This window comes from Nitrospiria bacterium, assembly GCA_035517655.1.
In the GTDB taxonomy this organism is placed as follows: Bacteria; Nitrospirota; Nitrospiria; order JACQBZ01; family JACQBZ01; genus JACQBZ01.
Map to the genome: position 1 here is coordinate 12,002 of DATIYJ010000025.1, position 25,224 is coordinate 37,225.

Consider the following 25,224-nt stretch of genomic DNA (forward strand, 5'->3'; position numbering starts at 1 on the left):
CCCTCTAGACCCGGGGACGCCGGCCGTCGGGGCCGAGGCGAAGCCGCCGAGGCTCCTCCTCCGATCGAAGTTCGACTTTCCGGCGGGGATTGCCGATCAATCCCTGCGGACGGAACACCATCATCAGGACCAGTCCCGCGCCGAAAATCAGCATGCGGTAGCTCGCGAACTCGCGAAGGACTTCCGGCAGGATAACCACGATCAAGGCCCCGAGGATCACGCCGGGGACGCTTCCCATCCCGCCCAGCACGACCATCGACAGGACGATGACCGACTCGAAGAACGTGAAACTCTCCGGCGATACGAACGCGAATTTAGCGGCAAAAAAGACCCCGGCGACGCCGGCCCAGGCCGCCCCCAGCGCGAAGGCCAGGATTTTCAACCGGGTCGTATCCACGCCCATCGCCTGGGCGGCCACCTCGTCCTCCCGGATGGCGATCCACGCCCGACCGATCCGGGACCGGTTGAGCCGATCAACCGCCGCAATCGTCAGCAACACAATGGCCAGGATCAGGTAATAGAAATGGACCGGCCGGCTGAAAACAAACCACCCGAGAGCCGGGCGCCCCACGTTGAGAATACCGTTGGGGCCGTTCGTCACGCGGTCCCAGTTGTTTAAAACGAGATGAACGATCTGGACGAAACCCAAGGTCACGATCGCGAGGTAATCTCCGCGCAGCCGCAGCGTGACGACGCCCAGCACGACGCCGAACACCGCCGAGGCCAACCCGCCGAGGGGAAGCGCGAACCAGAAGGAAATTCCCAGCCGGGTCGACAACAACGCATAGCTGTAGGCGCCGATGGCATAAAAGGCGATGTAGCCCAGGTCCAGCAGGCCGGCCATGCCCACGACGATGTTCAACCCCAGCGCCAGAACGACATAGATTCCGGCCGACGTCAGGACATCGATAAAATAGTTATCCAGTCCCATCGGCAGGATCAGAACGGCGCCGACGGTTAAACCGATCAAGAGCCGCTGTCGCCGTTCCGACAGCTTCCACCGGCCCAACGATTGAAGCAAGCGGCCGGTTTCTCCCAGCAGCGTCCCGATCTGGGGCCAACGCTCGACCGATCTTGAAACCCGGACGGCCGTCTGCCAGAACAGCCCGCCCAAAAATATGCCCCCGGCCAGGACCAGGGCCCGCCCGACCCCGACAAACGGCAAAACCAGAAGTCCGATCCAGATCGCAATCCCGACCCATGACAAAGTTTTCAACCGCAACGCCCTCAACATCGCCCGATCGGCCGACCGATCACACCTTCTCCGAACTCTTTTCCCCCAGTAACCCGCTGGGCCGGAGGATGAGCACGCCCATCAGGATCAGGAAGGCGAAGACATCTTTATATTCGCTCGAGATGTAGCTGGCTCCGAGGCTCTCCACAAGGCCCAATATGAATCCGCCCAACATCGCCCCCGGAATGTTTCCGATTCCGCCCAGGACGGCGGCCGTAAAGGCCTTGATGCCCGCCGCGTACCCGATGAAAAAATTCACCAGCCCGTAATACATCGCCACCATCATGCCGGCGGCCGCGGCCAAAATCGATCCGATCACGAACGTGACGGCGATCACCCGGTCGATATCGATGCCGACCAGTCCGGCCATTCGTTTATCCTGGGCCGTGGCGCGCATCGCTTTTCCCAACCGGGTCTTTTTGATGTAAAGGTGAAGCCCGACCATCAGAACGACGGAGGTCACGATGATAAAAATCTGAAGAGGGCTGATCGGAGCACCCAGAAGGGTGATCGGTTCCGGACTGAGGATGTGCGGAAAAACCTTGTCCGCCGATCCTTGGGCGAGCATGACATAATTTTGTAGAAAGATGGACATCCCGATGGCCGAGATCAGAGGAGAAAGACGGTGGGCATGACGAAGCGGGCGATAGGCCACCCGCTCGAGCGTCAGACCGTACGCGGCGCAGTAGAGCGCGGAGGCGACAAACGCAAGAACCAGGGAAAGCACGAGATGCGCTTGAGTGAAACCGACCGCAGTCAAGAAGGTCAGAAAGATGATGCCCAGATAGGCGCCGATCATGTAGATCTCGCCGTGCGCGAAATTGATCAGCTCCAGAATGCCGTAGACCATGGTGTAACCCAGCGCGATCAGGGCGTAGACCGCACCCAAAGCCAGGCCGTTGATGATTTGCTGGAAGAGCATGTACTTCTATTCCCTCGCAAAATTTGGGGTATATCTAACATGACGGGGTGCGGATGTCAATCCGTCGACAATTCCGATGTACGGTTCTGTCCACCGTCGTACATTTCCGTCCCGCGAACTATTTTTTCCTCCGTCATGAAATAAGCCGTTTATCAATCCATTACACTTCTCGCGGGCGCTTGACACCCCCGGGTCTTCTGTTATCTTGAGAGAGCTATCCGACGCTTTATTCTTTTACTCAACATATCGTCAAAGGAGGGATCCCGATGTTTGATCAGCTCCCTGAACATTGGAAGGAAATGATCGAAGCTCTGGCGACGCCGATCGCTTGGATACCGGCCATGCAGCAGGCCCTCTTGGATTTCTTCCTGGACTCCTCGTCCGTTTGGATCGCGGCCGGAAAGTATATTCTCATGGTCTTTCCGGCGCTGCTCATGGTGAGCGCCGTCTGGTGCACGCAGCTTTCGATTTACACGCTCCCGTTCCGTTCGGGACGCGTCAAGTTCATTACGATGATTCTCCTCGCATGGTGGGACGCGGCCCGGGCGGTCTGGCTGTATTGGGTGGGGTTGTTCCGCGTCGTCACGGTCGCGATCGGCTGGCTCTTCACGCTGGTGCGCCTCGCGGTTCGCTTGATCACCGACGCCTTCAAACAGATCCTGTTCCTCCCGTTCGCGATGACCGGGAAGATGACGAAAAGCTACTTTCAACCCGGCGTGCCGTGGATCGCCTTCCTGATGCTGATCGGCTGGTGCTTGCTGGAAGCGTTGATCTTCACCTACACACTGTATCCGACCGTCTCGGAGGTCTTGGCTGATCTGGCGGGAAGCGACGCGCCCGCGTTCACCGGGCCCGTCCTGTTCCTGTTCCTGTTCCTGCTGATCATGGGCAGCTTCGCCTGTCTTCAGGTCCTGTTCGACATCTTCAAAAGGAAGGAGTACAAATTCCTGGTTCAGATGATCGTGGTCGAGCTCTTCGTGATGTTTTTTGAAGTCATGTTCCTCTATCGCGAACTGGTGGATGCGATCACGCCCTGGATCGCCCAACAGACCGGCGAGGAATTCCGCATGGGAATCGTTTCGACCCTCGCCCTCGCCGCCTTCGGATGGGTCGGCGTCCGCGGAATGACCTGGTTCCTCTTCGGCCAGTTCGGCACGCCGCCCCTGCTGGCCTTCATTTCCCGAAAACCCATGGCCATTCCGGAAGGGGTCGCGGCGGCCGCGGTTGCCGCCGAGGCACCGGCCTGGTGGCGCGCTCCGGTCGAGGATTTCAAGCGCGAGATCGGCTGGCTGCATGAGAAAAGCCAGGAGATGCTGGAATATCTCTCGCTGCCGGCCCTTCACGTGCTGGCCGCGGCTTTGAACTTCGCGATGATTCTGGTGGCCTCGTACCCGGTTTTCAGCATCCCCTTTAAAAACTTAAAAGCGATCATGGAGCCTCAGGCGATCCTGGCTCAACTGCAACTTCAATCGAAGAAGGTGAACCCATGAAGCGCCCGAATCGGACCGCCTGGATCGCGGGGTTCGCCGCCCTGACGGTGTCGCTGGCCCTCGCGGCCTGCGATCTCAAACCGGCCAACGGCAAGACGCATACGACCCTGTTCATCGGGATCGATGCCAGCGGGTCGTTCCGCGGCTCGGGTTACTACGACGACGCCCTGTCGTTCCTGGCCCACTACATCTACGGGCATCTCAACGAGCTGGACGGTCTGGAAAAACCGCGGGAGCTGTTCGTGGGATCGATCGGCGGAAGGGCCATGAATGAACCGAAGGCTTTCCACCCGATCCAGGACTTTGAGGGGAAGGACATCGCCCAGATCGAGGGCGACCTCCGGGGATGGTTTCCTCCAACCGACACCCTGACCGACTTCAACGCCTTTATCCAGCAGGTGGCGCGGATCTCAAAGGAGCGGAACCTGATTCTCGCCCCGATCACCGTCATGATCGTCAGCGACGGAATCCCGGACCTCGGGGCCGCGGCAAAGACCGATCCCATCGATTTATATAAAACGATCGATCTCTCGCCGATCGAATACCTCTCCAAGAACGTCACGCTTCGGCTCGCTTACGCCAGTCCCAAGGTGGGCGATCACTGGCGCAAATACGTCCCGCGCCAGCGGGTCCGTCTCTGGACGGTCGAGGGCGAGGTCATGAAAGGGTGGAGCGCCCAGGTCCAGCCGGACGCGGATCCCGCCAAGCAAGAGCGTCTTTGGCAGTGGGTGAAGGACAACATGGATTTCCGGGTGCGCGCCCGGACGATTTGACGAGTTCGGGATCGGATCAATTCAGGCGCGGATCGGGGGGCATGTCCGCATAAACCGCCCATTCTTGGCCCAAGGTCTGTATCATGCGGGGCCAGACGCGAAGGGGGTCTTCCTGGAAAATGATGTTCGAATCGCCGGGCAAGAGTCTCCAGGCCCCGGACCGGAGTTCCGTCTCAAGCTGGCCGGGCGCCCAACCGGCATAACCCAGGTAAAATCGAATCCGCGAATCGGATTCCAAGACGCGATTCTGCGTCTGCAGCAGGTGCAGATCGCCGGTCAGATGAACGTCCTGCGATACCGGACGCGCCGTCGGGATCGGTTCCCCCTGGTACAAAATCATCAGCGCGTCGGTCTGGACCGGACCTCCGACATACAACGGATCTTCCCGACCATACAGTTTCACGGCCTCCGGATAAACCGTGGAAAGCGGAACCGTCGTCGGACGATTGATGACCAGACCCATGGCTCCCTCGGAACTGTGGTCGCAGAGCCAGACAACCGTCTGGCGGAAATTGGGATCCAGCAGCGCGGGCATCGCGACCAGCATCATCCCCCTTTTGAGAACGGCATCCTCCTTTTTGTCCGTTTTATCCATGAATCGCCCCAAGCGGTCCGACCCGGCCGGACTCCCGTCACGCCCCGGCGGGCTTCCAGAACTCTTCAAACCCTCCGTTCTTCGTAATCCACACGACGTATTGAGTCGTGAGCAGATCCCCTTTTGAATCGAACTGGAGTCGCCCGGTGATGCCGTCGTAACGACCGGCATGAATCGCCTGGGCGACCCGGAGCCCGTCCGTCGTCCCGGCCGACTGAACGGCCCGCAATAAGATCTGGGCCGCATCATAGGCGTAAAAGGAATACGGTCCGGGTTCGCCGTACCGAGCCCGGTATTTCTTGAGCACGTCCTGCGCGGCCGGCCGTTTGGCGGTGTCCGGGCTGAAGGTCAGGTAGGTCCCATCGGCCGACGGGCCGGCGATCTGGATGAAGACGGGATCGATCACCCCGTCACCGCTGACCATCGGCGCGTTCAGACCCACTTCCTTGGCTTGTTTGACCAGCAATCCTCCCTCGGGATAAATCCCTCCGAAGAAATAAACGTCCGGTTTTTTGGAGGCCACGGTCGTCAGGACACCGCGGAAGTCCTTGTCCCCCTGCGTAATCCCGCTGTAGTAAACGACCTGGATCCGGCCCCCGTTCAGCGCCTCCAGCGACTTCTTAAATTCATCCGCCAGGCCCTGTCCGTAAGTGGTCTTGTCATGCAACACCGCGACCCGCCCGGCCTTTAACTGGGTGGCGACAAACTCGGCCGCCACTTTCCCCTGCTGATCATCGCGCCCGCAGACGCGGAAGACATTGGCATAGCCCCGATCGGTCACCTGGGGATTGGTCGAGGCCGGCGTGATCATCGGAATGTTCGCCCGGTGGTAGACTTCCGACGCCGGAATGGATGCGCTGGAATTCCAATGGCCCACCACACCCACCACGCCGGAATCCACGAATTTGTTCGCAATCGCCACGGCCTGCTTAGGGTCGTGCTGATCATCCCCCACCAGGAGTTCGATTTTCTTCCCGAGCACCCCGTCCTTCTCGTTCCATTCCGTCACGGCCAACTCGACGCCGTTCTTAAGATCGTTGCCTTGCTTACTCTGATCGCCCGTCATCGGTCCGGCCACGGCGATGCGAATCGTAGCGACCGACGAACGATCGCAGGCGGCCGCGCCGACGGAGGCGAAAATTAAACCCGCCGCCAGCCACCGCTTGAGCCGTGGAGAAGCCGTTTGTTCCTTCACTCGCGTCATCGAATAGGTTTTAAGACCGACCTCGATCGTTGCATGTTACGTCTTGTTTCTATCAAGAAAGAGGCGGCTTGTCAACCCTGAGCGGTCGACGGATGAGCGGGCCGGATGGCCCTCGGCGGTTCAAAACGCGACGTTGCACGGCTCCCGGCATTATGTTATACAAAAGAGAGAGCACGCGCACCGCACTCGGCCGACAGGAGATTCTTGCAAACGGTGGAATCACGAACGTCCCTTAGAATCTCCCTTCTGTTCGGCTGGTGGTTGTTTTTAGGTCTAATCAATTTCTGCTGGCTGAAGCAGGACACCGTCCCTCCCTACCATGATCCGATGAATCATCTCACCGCCAGCCTGCGCTACTATCACGTCCTGGAGGAGAAGGGTCTTTCGACAACCGGTCTTGCGGCTCTGTTGAACGTGGATAATTATTACCCGCCCCTGGCTCCGCTGACCGCATCGGTGTTCTATTTCATTTTGCCTTCCGATCCGGATACGGCCACATGGATATTGAATCAGGTTTTTCTCGGTCTTCTGCTCTTGTCCGTGTATCGGCTGGGCGGGCGACTGTACTCGCCTCAAACCGGTCTGCTGGCCGCCGTCGCGGTGACGTCTTTTCCGATCGTCACGGCGCAGTCCCGGCTGTTCATGCTGGATATCCCGATCACGGCCATGACGGCCTGTGCGGTGTACGGACTGCTGCGGACCGAGGGCTTTGAACGCCCCGGCGCATCCATCCTTTTCGGACTGATCTCCGGGCTTGCAACCCTGACGAAATGGACTTATCTTTTTTTTATTCTCCTCCCCCTGATTTATGAGACCGCGCAAGCCCTCGTGTCGGAAGACCGTTTCAAAAGGGGGAGGAACGTTCTGGCCGCGTTCGCGGCGTGGGGTCTGATCGCCCTTCCGTGGTTCGTCGAGCACCTTTCGAACATCCTCTTCCTGTCGTCGAAATTCGGGTACGATGTGGCGGCACAAAAAGGAGATCCGGCGATTGGGACGGCTCAGTCCTTTTTCTATTATGTCCGGGTGCTTCCGAGAGACGTCCACTTCCTGTGGCTCTTCCTTTTTGCGGCGGGCATCGTATTTTACCTACGCGACGAGCTCAAAAAAAACCCGGTCCTCTTTCTCTGGATCATCGGCGGCTATGCCGTACTCACCCTGATCCGGAATAAAGACATCCGATACAGTATGCCGTTTCTGCCGGCGGTGGCCCTGGTCGCAACAGGCTGGCTTAAAAATTTCCGCTGGAAGCCCTGGTTGATGGGAACGGCGCTGATCGGTCTCGGACTCTATACGGTCATTCATACTTTTCTCGCGTCCCCTCCTCGACAGGAGGCCTGGGCGTTAAAAGACGCCTTTGAGTTTATCCAGACGCAAAAGACCTACCATCCCAGGCCCCGGGTCCGCGTGATCCCGGATCTGGCGGAGTTTCAGAGACATGGCTTCGAGTATTACGCGGAAGCGGCACGGTATCCGCTGGACGTCACGACGTGGGTCCGATTTCCCACTTTCACCGATTTCGTGGTCACAAAAACCGGGAACCAGGGATTCGCCCACGATCCGGTGGAGGTGATGAAAACAATTCAACAGGACCCGGAGGCCTTCGAGGCGGTCTTCAAGAAAAAATGGGAACGGCCTCTTCCGGACGGAAGCGTCGCCCGAATCTATGTTCGAGACATCAGCCCGGCCTCCGGGATCACTCCGGAGGCGTTTATACAGCGATTCAAGACAGCCTTGATGAATTATATCAACCGCTATGTGAAGGATCCCCAGGGCTGGACAATCCGCGTGGAGCCGTTTTCGGATCAGGATACACTGGAGGGGCGATTCCGAAAAGTGAGTTTCACGATGAAATCGGGGCGGGTCGATTCAAGACCGGATGGCCGGCATTCGATGACGGTTCGGGACCTCGGACTGGACCTCTCGGATCTGACCGTCAATCCCTATAAATTACTCCGGGACGGGGAATTTGAAATCATCAGTCTGATGGACGCGACACCCCGCTTCCGGATCACGCAAACCGATCTGAATGAATATCTGGCCGGCCTGAAAGGAGCGCTTCACCCCGCCGTGGAATTCCGGGAAGGGACCTTGCGCATTCACACGGACGCACAAGGATGGATTCCGCGTCTGGATCTGGATCTTCAACCGAATTTAGTGAACGATGAGAATATCGGTTTTACGTTTTTGGGGTTTCATGCGGGAGGTCTGCGGCTTCCCTCGTTCATCCCGCGGGTGCTTGCGGCAAAGTTCAATCCCGTATTAAAACCCATGCCTTGCCGCATTCACCTGCGAACTTTACGGATCGAACACGGCGACCTCGTCCTCAACGGGTGAGGCCCGCCTCCGTCTTATTCTGGCGCGCCCGGCAGGATTCGAACCTGCGACCCTCTGCTTAGAAGGCAGATGCTCTATCCACCTGAGCTACGGGCGCGAACGTAAATCATTGGCGATCTACAATTCACCCTTTACTAAAATTTTCCGCAGCGACCGTAAATCGCAAATGGCAAATAGGGAAAATTTCCCCTGCGGAAAATTTTATCGGGGTGCCCGGATTTGAACCGGGGACCCCCTGCGCCCAAGGCAGGTGCGCTACCAGGCTGCGCTACACCCCGACAATTTTTTCCAAATGCTCCCTGATTTTTTGAACGGCCCGGGCCCGGTGGCTGATGCGGTTTTTCTCCTCGCTCGTGAGCTCCGCGTAAGTCCTGCCCATCTCCGGAAGATCGAACACGGCATCGTACCCGAAACCCGCGGTTCCCCGCTCCTGCTCGGCAATCCGACCTCGAAGAAGGCCTTCCGCCATATGCGTCTCGCCCGACGGCCCGACCAGCGCCAGGACGGTTCGAAACGTGGCCGTACGCTTCTCGGCCGGCACCGCTTCCATCAGGCGGAGGAGTTTGCGGCGATTGTCGGCGAACGTGACGCCTTCACCGGCGAAGCGCGCGGAATAGAGCCCCGGTTGGCCGTTCAACGCATCCACCTCCAGGCCGGTATCGTCTCCGAGGGCCCACTTCCCCGTGAACCGGGCGATCGTCCGCGCCTTGTGGACCGCGTTTTCCTGATAGGTCGCGCCCTCTTCCTTCAACTCCGGGGCGTTGGGATAATCCGAGAGCGGGATCAGTCGAACCGGCGCCCCCTTCAGAATCGCCGAGATTTCCTCGAACTTGTGGCGGTTGTTCGTGGCGACAACGATCTCTTTCACGGTCCGCACAACGGGAGCCCCTTCAGCAGTTTCGTCTGCCGGGCGACGAGTTGCTGGATGCCTTTCTTGCCCAGAACCATCAACGCATCCATTTCGGACCGGGTGAAGGGCTCCTGTTCGGCCGTTCCCTGAACCTCGACGAATTTCTCGCTTCCGGTCATGACCACGTTCATGTCCACTTCGGCCGCGGAGTCCTCGGCGTAGCACAGATCCAGGAGAGGCCGGCCGCGGACCCGGCCCACGCTGACGGCCGCCAGGTAATCCCGGATCGGAAAACGATCGATGCGTCCCTGTTTTTGAGCATGAAGAAGGGCGTCGGCCAGCGCGACGAAGGCGCCGGTAATCGACGCGGTCCGGGTCCCGCCGTCCGCCTGGATCACGTCGCAATCGATCCAGAGGGTCCGCTCGCCCAGTCGATCGAGATCCGTGACGGCGCGGAGGGAACGGCCGATCAACCGCTGAATCTCATGGGTCCGGCCGCCGATGCGGCCCCGCACCGATTCGCGCGCAATGCGCTCGTGCGACGAACGGGGCAGCATGCCGTACTCGGCCGAGATCCAGCCTTTGTTTTTTCCCCGGAGAAACGGGGGCACGGATTCTTCGACGGTGACCGCGCAGATCACCTTGGTGTCGCCCATCTCGATCAATACCGATCCTTCGACGTTTTTCAGATAGGATCGCGTGATCTTGACGGGTCTCAATTCATCCCATCGCCGGCCGTCCGGCCGGGGTTGCGGCTCGGGCATAGTAGTCCCTTCGTTCTGAAAAAGCGGTGAGATTATAGCCCAACCCGTCGAGAAATAGCAATCGGCCTTCAGGGTCGGAACCGAGCGGTACTTGGAGATCAGGCCTTGATCAGGGTAAGTTTCAGGTGGGCCTTGACATCATGATAAACTTGGACCGGGAGGGTAAAACTTCCGACTTCCTTCAATGGACTCTCGAGTTGGATTTTTCGCTTGTCGATCTCGATGCCTTCTTTGGACAATGCTTCCGCGATGTCTTTATTCGTCACGGAGCCGAATAGTTTCCCTTCCTCGCCCACCTGCACGGGGATCGTGATCGGCGTACCGTTGATCTTCTCGGCCAGGGTTTCAAACTCCTTTTTCATTTTTCGGGCCTTATCGGAGATCAAGCGTTTCTCGTGTTCCATAACCTTGACGTTCTTTGTTGTGGCCTCGACCGCCTTTTTCTTGGGAATCAAAAAATTTCGGGCGTATCCGTCCGAGACACTGACCAGATCGCCCATGCGGCCCAACGCATCGACGTCTTCCCTCAAAATTACTTTCATCGTCTGCTCCTATTCTGTCAACCGATCAAAGGAGGTCAGTATAGTCAAAACGGGGCGGACTGTCAACTGGCTGAACTCCGCTCTGATCAACCCTACTTATGTTTTAAGTCCCAGTCGTAATACCATGTCAGGTAATACTGAACCTTGTTGGACCGCTCACCGGTTCCCGGAAACCGCTCCCAGACATAGTCCATTCCCAGATGGAGCGGCGATCGTCTGAACTCCAGCCCCGTCGCTTCGCTGTACGCGTTATAAAACTCCTTGTTGTCGCTCCGAAACCGATACCGGAACTCGGCGAAGGTGTTGAAGGTCACCGCCCCCGGCAGCTTGACCCAGTCGATCCCCTGGTTCACGTAACCCATCGCCCCCGTTCCCACCAGACTGTTCACATCGTGGCTCAACTCACCCCACGTCGAGCCCGGAACACCCAAAAGCTTTCGCGACGTTCGATCAAGGTCCCAATCGTAATACCAGATGAGATAGTATTGGAGATTATTGGACTGCTCGCCCTCCGCCGGAAACCGTTCCCAGGCATAGTCCATCCCCAGGTGGAAAGGCCCTCGTTTAAATTCCAGCCCCGTCGCGCCGGTGTAGGCGTTATAAAATTCCTTGTTCTCGCTCCGAAACCGGTACCGGAACTCGGCGAAGGTGTTGAAGGTGATCGCCCCCGGCAGCTTGACCCAGTCGATCCCCTGGTTCACGTAGCCCATCGCGCCCGACCCCACCAGACTGTCCACGTCGTGGCTCACCTCGCCCCAGGTCGAGCCGGGCAGGCCCAGATAATCCAGCGCCCACACCGGTGGACTGAACATGAGACCGACCCCAAAGACCGCTCCCCAAAGGGACAGCCACCGCCTCATGATTTAAAACCCTCCTGCCGGCGGGGCGACACTGGACGGAAGCGCGATCCATTTCTTCTCTTTGCCGTAAAGGAAGTAGTCCGCGCCTTTTTTGATGATCCGGATTCCCTGGTTTTCAGCCATAAACTCGGTCTCGGGAAGACGGGAGACTCGATCGTCGGCTTCAAGCCCGCCCGGCTCGAAGGGATTCCGTTCCACGAAGGAGGCCAACAGATACGAAAGCGCAAGATAGCTGGTCGGCTTCGAGACGACCCGCTGAGTGGACTCCGCATGACCGGGCGGGATCCCGATGAGTTTGATTCCGACCGGCACCCGCGTGATTTGCTTGAAAGGAATATCCCGCAGGCCGGCGACCTGGAGCGCGTTTCCCCGGAGCGCCATCCCGTGTTCCGGGACAAAAACGATCACCGCCCTGCGACCGGACGACGCCACGAGATCAAAAAACCGCGCGAAATCCGCCAATAATCTTTGCACGGCCTCTCTGTAGTGAACGACGCGATCGTGTTTCCACCACTCTTTCTCGCCGACCCAATGGGACCCGTCATGCAGACTGATCGTGTTGTAGTAAACGGCCGCGGCCGGCGATGCGGACCGTTGTCGGAGGGTCCACCATTTTTCAAGCACGGCGTAGTCGTTGTAGATGGGCGATTCATCGAAATCGTAGGCCTGAATCGGGATGTCCGAAGGCTTGATCGGAATGTCCAGATGCCCCAGGTCTTTGACCTGCTCCGCAAAATGCCCATAGACACCGTCATGATTCAGGATAAAGTAGGTTTCAAATCCTTGCTGACGAAGCGCATCAAACAGATAACAGTCGCCCGGCGCCTCGCGATAGAGGGCGTCATGGCTGGGCTGACCGCAGTCGGCCCTCAGAAGACGGATGGCGGAGGGGTTGCTGTACGACGTGACCGAATTAAAATCGGTGAAAAGGTAATCCAATGTTTTAAAAAACGGATCGGCCTCGAGGCCGATTTCCTTCAAATCATCCCAGGACAGCGAACAGACATGCAAAAGAATGATGTCGAAATCCGGAGCGGTCGTTTTCGATTTTTCAAAATGAACGAGCCGGGATGCTTCCGTCCGATGGAAGGTCCGGGCCATTTCTTCGACGCCTCCCGGATGTTGTCCAAACTCGCGAAGCGGAACAATCAGGAGTAAAAGCAGGACGACCGGTGTCAATCGAATGCGGTTGCGCACCCAAAAACCCAGCGCCAGGATCGATGCCAACGCCGCCACTTCCCACGGATTGACGAACTCCAAAAGAAATCGATAGACGTATTCCTTGGAAGGCATCCCTCCTTGTTCTACAAAGGTCAACGTGCTCCAGAGCGACGGGAGCCACGAATCGTGCCATAGAAGCAAGAGGCCCAAAACCCCGCTGAAGAAATATTTGATTCCGGTGAGCCATCGGTACGATTTCAGTTGCGCCGGCACGGGGATGACCAGGAAGATCATGAAAAGAAGGTTCAGCATAAAATCGAGGCGAAGATAACCCCGAAAATACAAGTACAATTTGGCCAAGAAATAAAAACTCCACGCTCCCATACGATAACGTCGGCCTCCTAGACCTCACGCCAGAGATGATAGTTCGAGATCCTTGCGTTCAAGAAACCGGATACCATAGATCGTTCCTTTCCCTTTGACTTCGGTGCGGCGGACGATTTCTCCCCGGATGCTGAAAACCACCCGATCCTCGTGATACAGCAGGACCGTCACATCTTTCGTGACGGATTCGTCCGTCATCAGGCGCACCAAGATACCGGTGTTGCTGATGTCCTCCGTGGTCCCCTTGAAGACGCGATCTCCCGTCACCAGTTCGCACACGAGGCGCTTCCTGACCCGGAAGGAAAGCCGCCGAAGAACCTTTTCCTTGATAAAAGCTCGGACCGATGAGGTCAGCAGGTAGGCAAACGACACCATCGTGGCGGAGGTCGCCTGGTGGGCCCCGAACCAGCCGGTCGGTGAACTGTACATTTGACGGATCAGGCTCTGGTGCTGCGACTCGTTGACGTTGAGAAACCGGATCCCTACGCCGGAACCGCCCGCCGGCGATGAATCGTTCCGGATCACCTCCCCCTTGATCTCCGTGACCTCGCCGAAGTCGCTGACCAAGCGCACCTGAACCACCGGGGGTAAAAGCATGGGACGATCCGAAATCATGGAAAAACCGGCTTCGCTTAAATCGGCCGTTTTTCCGACAAGGGTTCGGCCGCTGAACGTCAATTCACAATCGATCCGTCGGGACAGGCGGGGCGCCGATCGTTTCTGGGGACGCTCGCGCGCCACGACGACCGCCGCCGCAAGGATGACCAGATTATAAACCGTCCAGAAGACGCTTAACAAGGTCGCATCGAAATTGCCGCGGCGATTCCATAACTGATATCCTCCCACTCCAAGTCCGACCAACAGAACGGCCGAGAGCAGGATATGGGGCATCACATACGACCAAGCCAACTGCGCTTTCTCAAACCGAACGCCCTTGGGGGTTACATGGAACTTGCTTTTTTTCGGCGTAAACACGGTTTCCAGAGAAGTCCAGGTGATGAAGAAACACATCACGGTTTCATAGACGTCCGACCAAAAGGGATTGCGAAAGCCCTTGCTGACGATATTAAAGGCCATGAATGATGTAATATAGTAAGGTAGGAAATAATTCAGAAGGATAGGAAAAGGGGCCATCAGCGGAGCGTAACTCAGAAGAAGGTAGGAAAGCGGCGCGATCAGATAAATCAGGCGCGACCAGCCGTGAAAGAAATAAAAGATCGAACCGAAGTAATTGATCCGCTGCATCAGGGTCAGCCCGGGCTTCCAGAGCGGGTTGTCCATCAGGAAGACCTGAACGCCCCCCCGAGTCCAGCGCTGCCTCTGTTTTAGATAACTCTCATAACTCTCGGGCGCCAGTCCCGCCGCAAGGATCTTGTTGAGATAGACGGACCGGTAGCCTTTTGAGTGGAGGACCATGCTGGTGTGGAGATCTTCCGTCAAGGTCACGACCTGAAATCCTCCGATGGTCTGGAGCGCCGAACGACGGAATATCCCCCCGCTTCCGGCAAAAAAGCTCGAGTTGAAACCGTCCCGGCCCGGCTGGATGACATAGAAAAAAAGGTCCTGCTCGTTGACAATCGCCTGTTCCAGTCGAAGATTCCGTTGAAACGTATCCGGATTATAAAAGTAATGCGGAGTCTGCACGAATGCGACCTTGGGATCCGCGAAGAACCCGACCGTCTCTCGGAGAAAGGTCCGGACCGGGACATGATCGCAATCCAACACCATCACAAACTCGCCGGACGACCGGGTCAAGGCATGATTGAGGTTCCCGGCCTTCGCATGCTCGTGGTTCGGACGACTGATGTAGTCGCAGCCTAAGCGCTCCGCGAGGCGCCGAACTTCGTCCCGGTGCCCGTCGTCAAGGACATAAACCTTTTTACGGCCGGACGGGTAGTCGATGGCCATGCATCCGACAAGGGTTCGGTACAGGATATCCAACGATTCATTGTAAAACGTGACAAAGACATCCACCGCCGGCAGCGCCGTTTCGGCCGGCGGGCTCGCGGAACGGGAGGTAGGCTTGGCCACCTGACTATAAAAAAACATCACGGAGAGGAAACCGTAGATCTCGGCCAGATAGAGGGTCAGACTGATTCCGGTGCTGAGGGAATCTTCCGTATTGAACGTGTAGACTGCCCGCCAATAGAGATAACGCAATCCCAGGAAAATACTGAGCCCGGCGACGGCCCATTTGGCTTGAAACAGGCGAACCCCCTTTCTTGTCATAAAAATCGCAAGCGCGATCAACAGAATGGAGAGAGCGTAGTCCTCCCAGGAGCCCACAAAAGGGGTTGAATTGAGCTCCATCGGCTCGGTCGTCTGCTTCATGTCAGGGAACCGCTCGCCGCCCTCTCCCGTCAAAGCGCCGACAGGCGTTGAATCACCGGGCAAGGCAGCAGATCGCAACTCTGCAGTCGGATTGAGAGACGACGCCGGGCCTGTTCCGTCCGAACCGACAGACGCTTTTGAAAGGTTGGATTTTCCGAAGAGTACAAAAACAAAGAGGAGTAAAAAGAGACCTATTTTTAAGAATGCCGCTCTGGTCTTCAACGCCCGCATTGTGTTTCAAGTATATCACAAGTACGCGTTTTGACATCTTATTCAACAGAATACTGTCGATTGACACCCCTTGTCCACTCTGTTAGGATACGGGATCTAATTGGGGGTGTTGGGCTTATACCCGGGTTCTTTTCTGCATGCCGAAGTGGTGGAACGGTAGACACGCTACGTTCAGGGCGTAGTGGGGGTGACCCCGTGGGGGTTCAAATCCCCCCTTCGGCACCATAAAGTCACCCTTTCGGCCGGATGGTCAATGCGGTCCAATGGGCGCCGCCATCCATCGTCTTAAAAAGACCGCCCTGAGTGCCCGCATACAGGATATTCGGATCCTTCGGGTGCATGACCAGCGAGCGTACGTTGCGATTGACAAGCCCGTTGTCAAGGCTCATCCAATGTTCTCCTCCATCGGTTGATTTATAAATCCCCTCCTCCGTCCCGGCCAACAGAGTGGCGCTGGAAGCGGGCTGGATGAGAACCGTGGCCGTAAATCGTTCCCCAATTCCTTCCTGAATCTTCACCCAGCTTGCCGCACCGTCCGTCGTCTTGAAGACGCCTCGAGTGGTCCCCGCATAGAGCGTCGTCGTTTTCACGGGATCCATCGCCAGCGAATTGATCCCCAACGAAAGCGCGGTTCCCGGTCCGGGCTTAATAAGGCCGTTGTTGGATTCGCGCCAAGTCATTCCTCCATTCATACTTTTGTAAACACCGCCGCTCGTCCCCGCGTATAAAACGTTCGTGTTGGCCGGGTCCTGGGCGACCGAGACGATGTAAACGCTGTCCATCCCCTTGTTGGGCACGTCGTCCCACATCATGCCTCCGTTGACGGTCTTAAAAAGCCCGACCGTCGTCGCGGCCAAGATGACGTCGGAATTCTGAGGGTAAAAAATAAAGGCATTGACCACCGTAACATGTTCTTTGAGCCCCGCGTTGATAATGGACCATCGATTTCCACCGTCAACGCTCCGATAAACGGCGTCCCCGAGGGTACCCGCGTAAATCATCGAGGGATTGGACGGATTGATGGCCAACGACAAAATACGGGCGTTGCCGAGGCCCGTTGTGACCGGAACCCAGGTGGCCCCGTCATCGCGGGTTTTATAAACGGAATCATTCGTGGCAATAAATACGATGGCGGGGTTTTCGGGATTGATGACGATGGCCGTGACCATGTTGCTTTTCCCGGTACATCCCGGCAGCATTCCTCCCGTAAAAAATACGACCAGGAGGAAGCGGAACAGATCCTTTGCAGCCTCCAAAGGACCCCTTGGGTAAAGACATGTCATTGAACAAAACCCCACAACTCATGACGCGCAGACCGCAAATGAGAGTCACTATAGTGGATTTGCTAGAGGCGAGTCAAGGAAGCCCGAAGGCTTTACCCTTGACTTTTCCGGACAATCTGGTAACCTAATCAATGCGGATTCATCAAAACAGCGGGTCGGCACTTTAATCCACATGATCAATCCGGATCCATCCAAAGGAGCGGCTTACCACATGATGAATTTTGGTCGACGGTCGGTCTGTGCCTTGACCTTGATTGGGATGTTCGTCTGGGTAACGCCGTGGATGAACCCGGTTAGCTGGGGACAAGAAACCCCTTCTGCCGCTTCAAAAGAGTCCACTTCAGCCGATCAAGGGTCCATAGAAACGCCCGCGGCTACCGAAGAGGCGCCCGCAGCTACCGAAGAGGCGCCCGCAGCTACCGAAGAGACGCCTGCGGCTACCGAAGAGACGCCCGCGGCTACCGAAGAAAACCCGGCAATCGTAAAAGAGGCCCTTCCCCCAAAATCCGGAACCGTGACCGTTCCTGAAACATCAACCGGTCCTAAAAAATATACCGTGAAGCAAGGAGACACGCTCTGGGGCATTTCGAATGCCTACTTACAAGACTCCTTCCTCTGGCCGAAGCTTTGGAATAACAACCAATACATTATGAACCCGGACCTGATCTATCCCGGGAACGTTTTAGATTTACCGGGTGGCGAAGCGGCACACGCGGCGCACCTTGAGGCCCGCGTTGAAACTGCCCGGCCCGCGAACGTCCCCCCTCCGAAGGTAGTCGAAGAGGCGGCGCCTCCCCCGGAATCCGAAAAGCGGGTCGAGATCACGCCCCCGGAAGCACCCGTCCCCGCCGCTCGGCCTCTGGCGACGGACCTCCTTGCGGCCAGCGGGTATATCTTGACCGGCCAAACCGCCTCGGCCATTGTGGTCGGCGCCCGAGATAACCGCGAGTTGATCGGGCAAGATGAGACGGCGTATCTGCTCCCCAAGGAAGGATCTCAGCCGCATGTCGGCGATCGGTTCACTGTATACCGCGTGGTTCGAAAGGTATATCATCCCAAAACGGGGAAATATCTGGGCGACCTTATCCGGATCCTCGGCCAAGCGGAAATTATCGGAGCAGACCCCAAAGAAAAAACCGTAACATCCAAAGTGATCACGTCCTACGACTCGATTCAGACCGGTGATTCGCTGATGCCCGCACCGGTCCAGGAAGAATCCGCCGATCAAACCGGTTCCATCCCGAGCGGCCCACATGACGGCTTCATCGTCGATGTGAAGGAAAATCGGGTTTCGCAGGCCCAGGCCGATGTCGTCTACATCGATCAAGGGCGGAGCCAAGGGGTTCACGCCGGAGACCGCTTCGAGATCGTGCGCGATGGCGACAAGACGTCTTATTTCTCTCCCGGAAATGGCGTCCGGCTTCCTCGACGCACGGTCGGCGAACTCCAGGTCATTTCGGTTCAGGACGCAACCGCCACCGCGCAAGTTGTCCAGAGCACGGAGGTCATCTACAAAGGCGACCATTTTGAAACGCCTCCCTCTCCTTAATTCCTCCCAAAACCGGCCCATAAACATTGCTGTTGACTAATTTAAAGCCCTTGTGGTAAATTAATTATCTCATTTTCTTATAGTTTACGATGGCATACAGAGCATCGAATTAACACAATCCGGTGAGCAAACGACCGTCACCGAGGAGAGATCGGCATGAAACTGAACGGCGCTCAAATCTTTGTCGAGTCATTAAAGAAAGAAGGGGTGAAGGTTATTTTTGGTTTGCCCGGCGGCGTGGTTCTAAAGATTTTTGATGTGTTGTATGATTACAAAGACCCCGCCGTCATTCTGACTCGACACGAACAGGGTGCCATGCACATGGCCGAAGGCTATGCAAAGGCCACCGGAAAACCGGGCGTGGTGCTTGTGACCTCCGGACCGGGGATGACGAATACCGTCACCGGGCTCGCGGACGCCTACATGGACTCCGTTCCCCTCGTGGTGTTTACGGGACAGGTCTCGACCAGTCTCATCGGCAATGACGCCTTTCAAGAGGCCGACAACGTCGGGATCAGCCGTCCCTGCACCAAGTACAACTACCTGGTCAAGGACGTGAACGATCTCGCCCAGACGATTAAAGAGGCCTTCTACATAGCAACCACGGGGCGCCCCGGTCCGGTTTTGGTGGATATTCCCAAAGACGTCTCGATGAATCAGACCGAATTCAACTACCCGGAAAAAGTATATATCCGCGGCTACAATCCAACGTACGAGGGGCACAAATGGCAGATCAAGCAGGCGGCCGAGGCCATTTTAAAAGCGAAGCGGCCCGTCCTTTATGTCGGGGGCGGTACGGTCTTCTCTAACGCTTTTGAAGAACTGCGGGAGTTCGCCGACCTGACGCAGATCCCTGTCGACATGACGCTGATGGCGCTGGGCAGTTTCCCGGGAACGCATCCCCTGTCCCTGGGAATGCTCGGAATGCACGGCAGCTATACCTCCAACATGACCATCCATCATTCGGATCTGATTATCGCCGTCGGATCCCGCTTCGACGACCGGGTGACGGGCAAGGTGTCTGAATTTGCGCCGCACGCGAAGATTATCCATATCGATATCGATCCGACCTCGATCCAGAAAATCATGAACGTGGACATTCCGATCGTCGGCGACGTGAAATGCGTGCTGAAGGAACTCAACCAGCATCTCCGGACCTCCGTGGACGGCCGGCGCAGGGAAGAACTCAAACCCTGGTGGAACCAGATCGAAGAGTGGAAAAAGAAGCACCCCTTGACCTATCAACAAAGTCCGGACCAGAAGATCAAACCTCCCTACCTGATCGACCGGCTGTATGAGTTGACCAAGGGTCAAAACCCCGTCGTGGCCACGGACGTCGGCCAACATCAGATGTGGGCGGCCCAGTTTTTCAAACTGGACCAACCCCGGACCTGGCTCACCTCGGGCGGTTTGGGCACGATGGGTTTCGGATTTCCGGCCGCCCTCGGAGCGCAACAGGCTTTTCCCGGCCGGCTGGTCCTCAGCATCGTCGGCGACGGAAGTTTTCAGATGAACCTCCAGGAGCTGGCCACGGCCATGGACTACCGTCTGCCCGTCAAAGTGGTGATCGTCAACAACGGTTATCACGGCATGGTTCGTCAATGGCAAGACCTGTTTTACAACAGCCGTTACTCCGCCAGCGACCTGGGTCATCATCCGGATTACGTGAAACTGGCGGATGCGTATGGCGCCGTCGGCCTTCGTGCGACGAAACCGCAGGAAGTGGACGGGGTCATCAAGGAGGCCTTGAAGATCGACCGGCCGGTTCTCATCGATTTTCAGGTGGACCCTTACGAAAATTGTTATCCCATGATTCCCGCCGGAGGGGCGAACAACGAAATGATCCTGGAAGATCCGCCGGAGCTTCAGAAAAAGGGGAAAGACCGGGGTGAGATGAAAGAGGCCGGCAACGGAGAAAAAGAAGGGGTCCTGACGGCTTAAGCCGTCGTCCGAAAGCAGCCCGCGCATGGAGCATATCATCTCAGTCATGGTCGAAAACAAGTTCGGGGTTCTTTCCCGGGTGGCCGGTTTATTCAGCGGACGGGGCTTTAATATCGACAGCCTGTCCGTGGGGCCCACGATCGATCCGACCGTCTCCATGATGACCCTGGTCACTCACGGAGACGACCGCATCGTAGAGCAAATCATCAAACAACTGAACAAACTCATTGACGTGATCAAGGTGGTCGACTTGACGGAAGGGGCCTTCGTGGCCCGCGAAACCGTCCTGATCAAGATCAACGCCAAAGGGGAAGACCGCGCCGAGGCCTTGCGGATTACGGATATCTTCCGGGCGCGCGTCATTGATTCCACGCCGACCACCTACACCGTCGAAGTCACGGGCGACACCAATAAAATCGAAGCGATCATCAATCTGTTGAAGCCTCTGGGCATCAAGGATCTGGTCCGAACCGGACGGATCGCGATCGCGCGCGAAGAAATCAAAACCGCCGTCCAGGATAAAAACCAGGACAAAAAGCGGTTTGGCACTTGAGCCCTAACCCGTCCTCCAATCAATAAAGGAAGAGCCGATGAAAATTTATTACGACAAAGACGCCGATTTGAAACGCCTGAAAGGCAAGACGGTCGCCATTCTCGGCTACGGAAGCCAGGGGCATGCGCACGCCAACAACCTGAAGGACAGCGGCATCCCGGTGATTCTCGGCCTGCGGGAAGGTCGTTCCTGGCAAAAGGCGGAACGGGCCGGATTCAAGGTGGTCTCGCCCGCCCAGGCGTCGAAATTATCCGACATCGTCATGATTCTCACGCCCGACGAGCTCCAGGCCGATCTGTATCGGAGCGAGATTGAACCCAACCTTCGGAAGGGCGGCTATCTGGCCTTTGCCCACGGTTTCAATATCCACTTCGGCCAGGTGGTTCCGCGGCCGGACATGAATGTCTTCATGGTCGCGCCCAAAGGGCCGGGCCATCTGGTGCGCTCCGAGTTCAGCAAGGGAAGCGGCGTGCCGATGCTCCTGGCCATCCACCAGGATCCCTCGAAGGAGACTCAAAAGGTGGGTCTGGCCTACGCCAGGGCGATCGGGGGAACTCGGGCCGGTGTGATCGAGACCAGTTTTCGCGAGGAGTGCGAAACCGATCTTTTCGGAGAACAGGTGGTGCTCTGCGGCGGCTTGACCGCGCTCATCTCGGCCGGATACGAGACCCTGATCGAGGCCGGCTATGCCCCCGAGATGGCCTACTTCGAATGCCTTCACGAGGTCAAGTTGATCGTGGACCTCATCTACGAGGGCGGGATCTCGAACATGCGATACTCCATCAGCAACACGGCCAAATTCGGCGACGTGACCCGGGGTCCCCGCATCATCACGGATGAAACCCGCCGGGAGATGAAGCGCATCCTCGACGAGATTCAGAGCGGTCGCTTTGCCAAGGAGTGGATACTGGAAAACAAGGCCGGCCGCCCGGTTTTCAACGCCTTGCTCAAAAAAGGAGAGGCCCACCCCATTGAAGACGTGGGGGGCAAGCTCCGGGCGATGATGCCCTGGTTGAAAAAAGAGCGGCTCGTGGACAAGGATAAAAACTAAGGCGGAGGGTTTCTCACCGCACCGTGGCCCAAGACCCGTCACCGGTAGCTCGTGAACGCTTGCCCTTCCTGATCGGCGCGACCGTACTGACCGTGGCCGTGGCGTTTCTCAAGGTCGTCTGGCTGACCGTCCCGATCGCCGTCCTGGCCCTCCTGGTTTTCTGGTTCTTCAGAGACCCCAAGCGCGTCATTCCCGCCGGAGAAAGGTTGATTGTTTCCCCCGCGGATGGTAGAATTATCGAGATCGGGGAAGCCGAAGAGGAACGGTTTCTCAAGGACCGGGCGATCAAGGTCGGCATCTTCCTCAACCTGTTCGACGTTCACGTGAATCGAATCCCCTGCGAGGGCCGGATTCGATCCATCCAGTACCAGCACGGAACTTTCCTGGCGGCAAACAAGGACTTGGCCTCGACCCAGAACGAACAGAACGCCCTGCTGCTTGAAACCGCTTCGGGGGCGAAGCTGGTGTTCGTTCAGGTCGCGGGGCTGGTGGCGCGACGGATCGTTTGCTGGGTGAAAGAGGGCGACGCGGTGGAACGCGGCGTCCGCTTCGGGATGATCCGCTTCGGTTCCCGGACGGATCTGTTCCTGCCCCTCGGAACGGAGCTCAAGGTGCGCTTGGGGCAAAAAGTCAAAGGCGGTTCAAGCATCATTGGAGTGTTGAAATGAAGAATTATCGACGCGGTATTTATTTGATTCCGAATTTGTTGACGACGGGAAACCTCTTCAGCGGTTTTTATTCCCTCATTGCGGTATTCAACGCCGACTACCTGCGGGCCGCCCTGGCCATCCTGGTGGCGATGGCCTTCGACGTGCTGGACGGAAAATCGGCCCGGCTGACGAAGACGACGAGCCGCTTCGGCGTCGAATACGACTCGCTGGCCGACATCGTCTCCTTCGGCGTGGCCCCGGGTTTGTTGATCTATTCCTGGGCCCTGAGCAGCTACGGACGCGTGGGCTGGGTCGCGGCCTTCCTTTTCGTGGCCTGCGGGACGCTGCGGCTCGCGCGCTTCAACGTCCAGGTCGGAACGGTCGAAAGCAAGCATTTCGTCGGGCTCCCGATCCCGGCCGCGGCGGGGGTGATCGCCTCGCTGGTGGTGCTGGACCATCATATCCTGCGGATGGGAAGCGAGATCAAGCCGCTCCTGATCCTTGGGCTGATTTATACGCTGGCCTTTCTGATGGTCAGCACGTTTCGCTACCGGAGCTTCAAGGATTTTCACCTGCGGGGCCGCAAACCCTTTCACATGCTGGTCTCGGCCGTCTTGGTCCTGATCATTCTCGCGGCCGAACCCCAGGTCCTGTTGTTCGTCCTGTTTGCGGGATACGCGCTCGCCGGGGTGATCGAGCGGCCGCTCACCGCGATGATCCGAAAAATGCTGAAACATCCCGCGCCGGCCCGTCATTCTTCGTCCGTGCCGCCGACGGGGCCGAACGTCCCTTGACAGATTCAAGGGCTTCCTGCCATAATGAAGACGTTTAAAGGCTGTGATGAGGAGTAGTAGGTCCGTTTAAGGGACCGAACTCGCCTCGGAGCCGCGCCGGTGAATGAAAAGTAATCGGCGTCGTCCCGCCCGCGTGAAGGGCCAATGAAGGGTTCTCGCAGCCGGGAACCAAATCAGGGTGGTACCACGAAGGAAGAGCCTTCGTCCCTGCATCGCGCCGAATCGATCCGGTGCGGCAGAGACGAGGGCTTTTTTATTTATGGCTGAAGGGCCTAAACCCAAACACCCTTAGTAATAGCAGGTATCATTTCAACGAGCAAAGCGAGCGAGAGGGGGAGGCTCCGGTGGCTTCGCCACCGGAGGGGGCGACGTGAGCCCCTAAAAATAGGAGTAAACCATGACACGCATGATTAAAATCTTCGACACCACGCTGCGCGACGGCGAGCAGTCGCCCGGCGCGAGCATGAACGTGGAAGAAAAGGTGATGATCGCGAAGCAGCTGGCCCGGCTTAACGTGGACATCATCGAGGCCGGCTTCGCCTTCAGCTCGCCCGGTGATTTCGAAGCCGTGAAGCGGATCGCCCACGAGGTGGAAGGGCCCGTGATCGCAAGCCTCGCCCGCGCCAAGCCGGAAGACGTGGACAGCGCCTGGGAAGCGCTCAAGGGCGCGCCCAAGGTGAGGATCCATACCTTCATCTCGACCTCCGACATCCATCTCAAACACCAGTTCCGCCTGACGCGCGAGCAGGCGCTCAAGCGCGCGGTCGAGATGGTCGAGCGGGCGCGCGGCTATGTCGAGGACGTCGAGTTCTCGCCGATGGACGCGACCCGTTCGGACGAAACCTACCTCTGCGAAGTCCTCGAAGCCGTCATCGCGGCCGGGGCCAAAACGGTCAACATCGCCGACACGGTCGGCTACTCCATCCCGCATGAGTTCGGATCCTTGATCCGGATGATTCGCGAACGCGTCCCGAACATCAAACAGGCCGTGATCTCGGTCCATTGCCACAACGACCTCGGCCTGTCCACGGCCAATTCGCTCGCGGCCGTCTCGGAAGGGGCCGGACAGGTGGAGTGCACGATCAATGGGATCGGGGAGCGGGCCGGAAACGCCGCGCTGGAGGAAGTCGTGATGACACTGCGGACGCGCCGCCATCTCTTCGGGGCCGACACGCAAATCCGCACCGAGGAGATCACCAAGACCAGCCGCCTGGTGAGCAAGATCACCGGCATGGCGGTCCAGCCGAACAAGGCGGTGGTGGGGGCCAACGCCTTTGCGCACGAATCGGGCATCCATCAGGACGGGCTGCTCAAGGAGAAGATGACCTACGAGATCATGACGCCGGCCTCGGTCGGCCTCGGCCAGAGCCATCTCGTCCTGGGCAAGCATTCCGGCCGCCACGCGCTCAAACAACGTCTGGAAGAACTCGGCTACCGGCTGACCGAGGAGGAATTGAACGCGGCCTTCGAGCGGATGAAGCGTCTCGCGGACCAGAAGAAGGAAATTTTCGACGAAGACATCGAAACGATCGTGAACGAGGAACTGTCCAGGATCCCCGAAACCTACGTTCTCCGCAAGATCCACGTCGAGAGCGGGAGCGAGACGACGCCCACCGCCACGGTCGAGCTGGCCGTGAACGGACAGACGGCCCGGAACGTCGCGAAAGGCGACGGCCCGGTGGACGCCGCCTATAAAACGATCGCGGCCATCACCCAGACGAAGAGCCG

Annotated in this window: 21 protein-coding genes and 3 tRNA genes; 11 read left to right on the forward strand and 13 right to left on the reverse strand. The window is 57.8% G+C overall.

Features of this window, described 5'->3' with window-relative positions:
• Positions 1-4: 4 nt before the first annotated feature.
• Entirely contained in the window at positions 5-1,216 is a 1,212-nt protein-coding gene (locus tag VLY20_05425; GenBank protein HUK56081.1) for a branched-chain amino acid ABC transporter permease, read from the reverse strand.
• A gap of 37 nt (positions 1,217-1,253) precedes the next feature.
• Complete coding sequence (locus tag VLY20_05430) at positions 1,254-2,156, reverse strand: branched-chain amino acid ABC transporter permease (GenBank protein ID HUK56082.1); 903 nt, start codon at positions 2,154-2,156, stop codon at positions 1,254-1,256.
• A 266-nt stretch (positions 2,157-2,422) separates the two neighbouring features.
• Here VLY20_05430 and VLY20_05435 point away from each other — a divergent pair, with 266 nt between their 5' ends.
• Both VLY20_05435 and VLY20_05440 read left to right on the forward strand, forming a co-directional pair.
• Positions 2,423-3,646, forward strand: a complete 1,224-nt coding sequence (locus VLY20_05435; GenBank protein ID HUK56083.1) for a hypothetical protein — start codon at positions 2,423-2,425, stop codon at positions 3,644-3,646.
• Positions 3,643-4,419, forward strand: a complete 777-nt coding sequence (locus VLY20_05440; GenBank protein HUK56084.1) for a hypothetical protein — start codon at positions 3,643-3,645, stop codon at positions 4,417-4,419. The genes VLY20_05435 and VLY20_05440 overlap by 4 nt, the downstream gene beginning before the upstream one ends.
• A gap of 16 nt (positions 4,420-4,435) precedes the next feature.
• Here VLY20_05440 and VLY20_05445 read toward each other — a convergent pair whose 3' ends face one another.
• Positions 4,436-5,014, reverse strand: a complete 579-nt coding sequence (locus VLY20_05445; protein ID HUK56085.1) for a YqgE/AlgH family protein — start codon at positions 5,012-5,014, stop codon at positions 4,436-4,438.
• A 37-nt stretch (positions 5,015-5,051) separates the two neighbouring features.
• Positions 5,052-6,209, reverse strand: coding sequence for a branched-chain amino acid ABC transporter substrate-binding protein (locus VLY20_05450; protein ID HUK56086.1), 1,158 nt, complete (start codon positions 6,207-6,209; stop codon positions 5,052-5,054).
• Between the two features lie 222 nt (positions 6,210-6,431).
• On the opposite strand from VLY20_05450, the gene VLY20_05455 reads away from it, so the two are divergent.
• Positions 6,432-8,552: an LmeA family phospholipid-binding protein gene (locus tag VLY20_05455; GenBank protein HUK56087.1), complete on the forward strand. Its 2,121-nt coding sequence runs from the start codon at positions 6,432-6,434 to the stop codon at positions 8,550-8,552.
• 20 nt (positions 8,553-8,572) lie between these two features.
• On the opposite strand, the gene VLY20_05460 is transcribed toward VLY20_05455, so the two are convergent.
• The 8 genes from VLY20_05460 to VLY20_05495 form a co-directional block, all read right to left on the reverse strand.
• Positions 8,573-8,649, reverse strand: a tRNA-Arg gene (locus VLY20_05460).
• 107 nt (positions 8,650-8,756) lie between these two features.
• Positions 8,757-8,830 (reverse strand) — tRNA-Pro (locus VLY20_05465).
• Positions 8,821-9,429, reverse strand: coding sequence for an XTP/dITP diphosphatase (locus VLY20_05470; protein HUK56088.1), 609 nt, complete (start codon positions 9,427-9,429; stop codon positions 8,821-8,823). Before VLY20_05470 ends, VLY20_05465 begins: the two co-directional genes overlap by 10 nt.
• Positions 9,417-10,166 (reverse strand): ribonuclease PH, encoded by a 750-nt coding sequence (gene rph / locus VLY20_05475; GenBank protein ID HUK56089.1) that lies wholly within the window; start codon positions 10,164-10,166, stop codon positions 9,417-9,419. The genes VLY20_05470 and rph overlap by 13 nt, the downstream gene beginning before the upstream one ends.
• Positions 10,167-10,264: 98 nt before the next feature.
• Positions 10,265-10,708: a 50S ribosomal protein L9 gene (gene rplI / locus VLY20_05480; protein ID HUK56090.1), complete on the reverse strand. Its 444-nt coding sequence runs from the start codon at positions 10,706-10,708 to the stop codon at positions 10,265-10,267.
• A 92-nt stretch (positions 10,709-10,800) separates the two neighbouring features.
• Positions 10,801-11,568 carry a hypothetical protein gene (locus tag VLY20_05485; GenBank protein ID HUK56091.1) on the reverse strand — a complete coding sequence of 256 codons (768 nt, stop codon included), beginning with the start codon at positions 11,566-11,568 and terminating at the stop codon, positions 10,801-10,803.
• A gap of 3 nt (positions 11,569-11,571) precedes the next feature.
• Positions 11,572-13,113 (reverse strand): cellulose biosynthesis protein BcsG, encoded by a 1,542-nt coding sequence (gene bcsG, locus VLY20_05490; GenBank protein ID HUK56092.1) that lies wholly within the window; start codon positions 13,111-13,113, stop codon positions 11,572-11,574.
• A 24-nt stretch (positions 13,114-13,137) separates the two neighbouring features.
• On the reverse strand, positions 13,138-15,444 hold the full coding sequence (locus tag VLY20_05495) for a glycosyltransferase family 2 protein (protein ID HUK56093.1): 2,307 nt from the start codon (positions 15,442-15,444) through the stop codon (positions 13,138-13,140).
• Between the two features lie 370 nt (positions 15,445-15,814).
• Between VLY20_05495 and VLY20_05500 the strand changes: the two genes are divergently transcribed.
• Positions 15,815-15,900 (forward strand) — tRNA-Leu (locus VLY20_05500).
• A 5-nt stretch (positions 15,901-15,905) separates the two neighbouring features.
• Here VLY20_05500 and VLY20_05505 read toward each other — a convergent pair.
• Positions 15,906-16,931, reverse strand: a complete 1,026-nt coding sequence (locus tag VLY20_05505; protein HUK56094.1) for a hypothetical protein — start codon at positions 16,929-16,931, stop codon at positions 15,906-15,908.
• A 238-nt stretch (positions 16,932-17,169) separates the two neighbouring features.
• Here VLY20_05505 and VLY20_05510 point away from each other — a divergent pair, with 238 nt between their 5' ends.
• From VLY20_05510 to VLY20_05540, 7 genes are all read left to right on the forward strand, one after another.
• Complete coding sequence (locus VLY20_05510) at positions 17,170-18,507, forward strand: LysM peptidoglycan-binding domain-containing protein (protein HUK56095.1); 1,338 nt, start codon at positions 17,170-17,172, stop codon at positions 18,505-18,507.
• Between the two features lie 156 nt (positions 18,508-18,663).
• Complete coding sequence (gene ilvB, locus VLY20_05515; GenBank protein HUK56096.1) at positions 18,664-20,448, forward strand: biosynthetic-type acetolactate synthase large subunit; 1,785 nt, start codon at positions 18,664-18,666, stop codon at positions 20,446-20,448.
• Positions 20,449-20,473: 25 nt separating this feature from the next.
• Entirely contained in the window at positions 20,474-21,001 is a 528-nt protein-coding gene (gene ilvN / locus VLY20_05520) for an acetolactate synthase small subunit (protein ID HUK56097.1), read from the forward strand.
• Between the two features lie 37 nt (positions 21,002-21,038).
• A complete protein-coding gene (ilvC, locus tag VLY20_05525; GenBank protein HUK56098.1) occupies positions 21,039-22,052 on the forward strand; it encodes a ketol-acid reductoisomerase in 1,014 nt (337 codons plus the stop codon).
• A gap of 59 nt (positions 22,053-22,111) precedes the next feature.
• Complete coding sequence (locus tag VLY20_05530) at positions 22,112-22,720, forward strand: phosphatidylserine decarboxylase family protein (protein HUK56099.1); 609 nt, start codon at positions 22,112-22,114, stop codon at positions 22,718-22,720.
• Positions 22,717-23,496, forward strand: coding sequence for a CDP-diacylglycerol--serine O-phosphatidyltransferase (gene pssA, locus VLY20_05535; GenBank protein HUK56100.1), 780 nt, complete (start codon positions 22,717-22,719; stop codon positions 23,494-23,496). Before VLY20_05530 ends, pssA begins: the two co-directional genes overlap by 4 nt.
• A gap of 397 nt (positions 23,497-23,893) precedes the next feature.
• The coding region (locus tag VLY20_05540) for a 2-isopropylmalate synthase (GenBank protein ID HUK56101.1) at positions 23,894-25,224 on the forward strand (1,331 nt) is incomplete at its 3' end.

Coding starts and splice junctions, on each gene's coding strand:
- VLY20_05440 (HUK56084.1), top strand. CDS start 3,643: ATGAAGCGCCCGAATCGGACCGCCTGGATCGCGGGGTTCGCCGCCCTG.
- rplI (HUK56090.1), bottom strand. CDS start 10,708: ATGAAAGTAATTTTGAGGGAAGACGTCGATGCGTTGGGCCGCATGGGC.
- rph (HUK56089.1), bottom strand. CDS start 10,166: ATGCCCGAGCCGCAACCCCGGCCGGACGGCCGGCGATGGGATGAATTG.
- VLY20_05495 (HUK56093.1), bottom strand. CDS start 15,444: ATGAAGCAGACGACCGAGCCGATGGAGCTCAATTCAACCCCTTTTGTG.
- bcsG (HUK56092.1), bottom strand. CDS start 13,113: ATGGGAGCGTGGAGTTTTTATTTCTTGGCCAAATTGTACTTGTATTTT.
- VLY20_05430 (HUK56082.1), bottom strand. CDS start 2,156: ATGCTCTTCCAGCAAATCATCAACGGCCTGGCTTTGGGTGCGGTCTAC.
- ilvN (HUK56097.1), top strand. CDS start 20,474: ATGGAGCATATCATCTCAGTCATGGTCGAAAACAAGTTCGGGGTTCTT.
- VLY20_05435 (HUK56083.1), top strand. CDS start 2,423: ATGTTTGATCAGCTCCCTGAACATTGGAAGGAAATGATCGAAGCTCTG.
- VLY20_05445 (HUK56085.1), bottom strand. CDS start 5,014: ATGGATAAAACGGACAAAAAGGAGGATGCCGTTCTCAAAAGGGGGATG.
- VLY20_05510 (HUK56095.1), top strand. CDS start 17,170: ATGATGAATTTTGGTCGACGGTCGGTCTGTGCCTTGACCTTGATTGGG.
- VLY20_05485 (HUK56091.1), bottom strand. CDS start 11,568: ATGAGGCGGTGGCTGTCCCTTTGGGGAGCGGTCTTTGGGGTCGGTCTC.
- ilvC (HUK56098.1), top strand. CDS start 21,039: ATGAAAATTTATTACGACAAAGACGCCGATTTGAAACGCCTGAAAGGC.
- pssA (HUK56100.1), top strand. CDS start 22,717: ATGAAGAATTATCGACGCGGTATTTATTTGATTCCGAATTTGTTGACG.
- ilvB (HUK56096.1), top strand. CDS start 18,664: ATGAAACTGAACGGCGCTCAAATCTTTGTCGAGTCATTAAAGAAAGAA.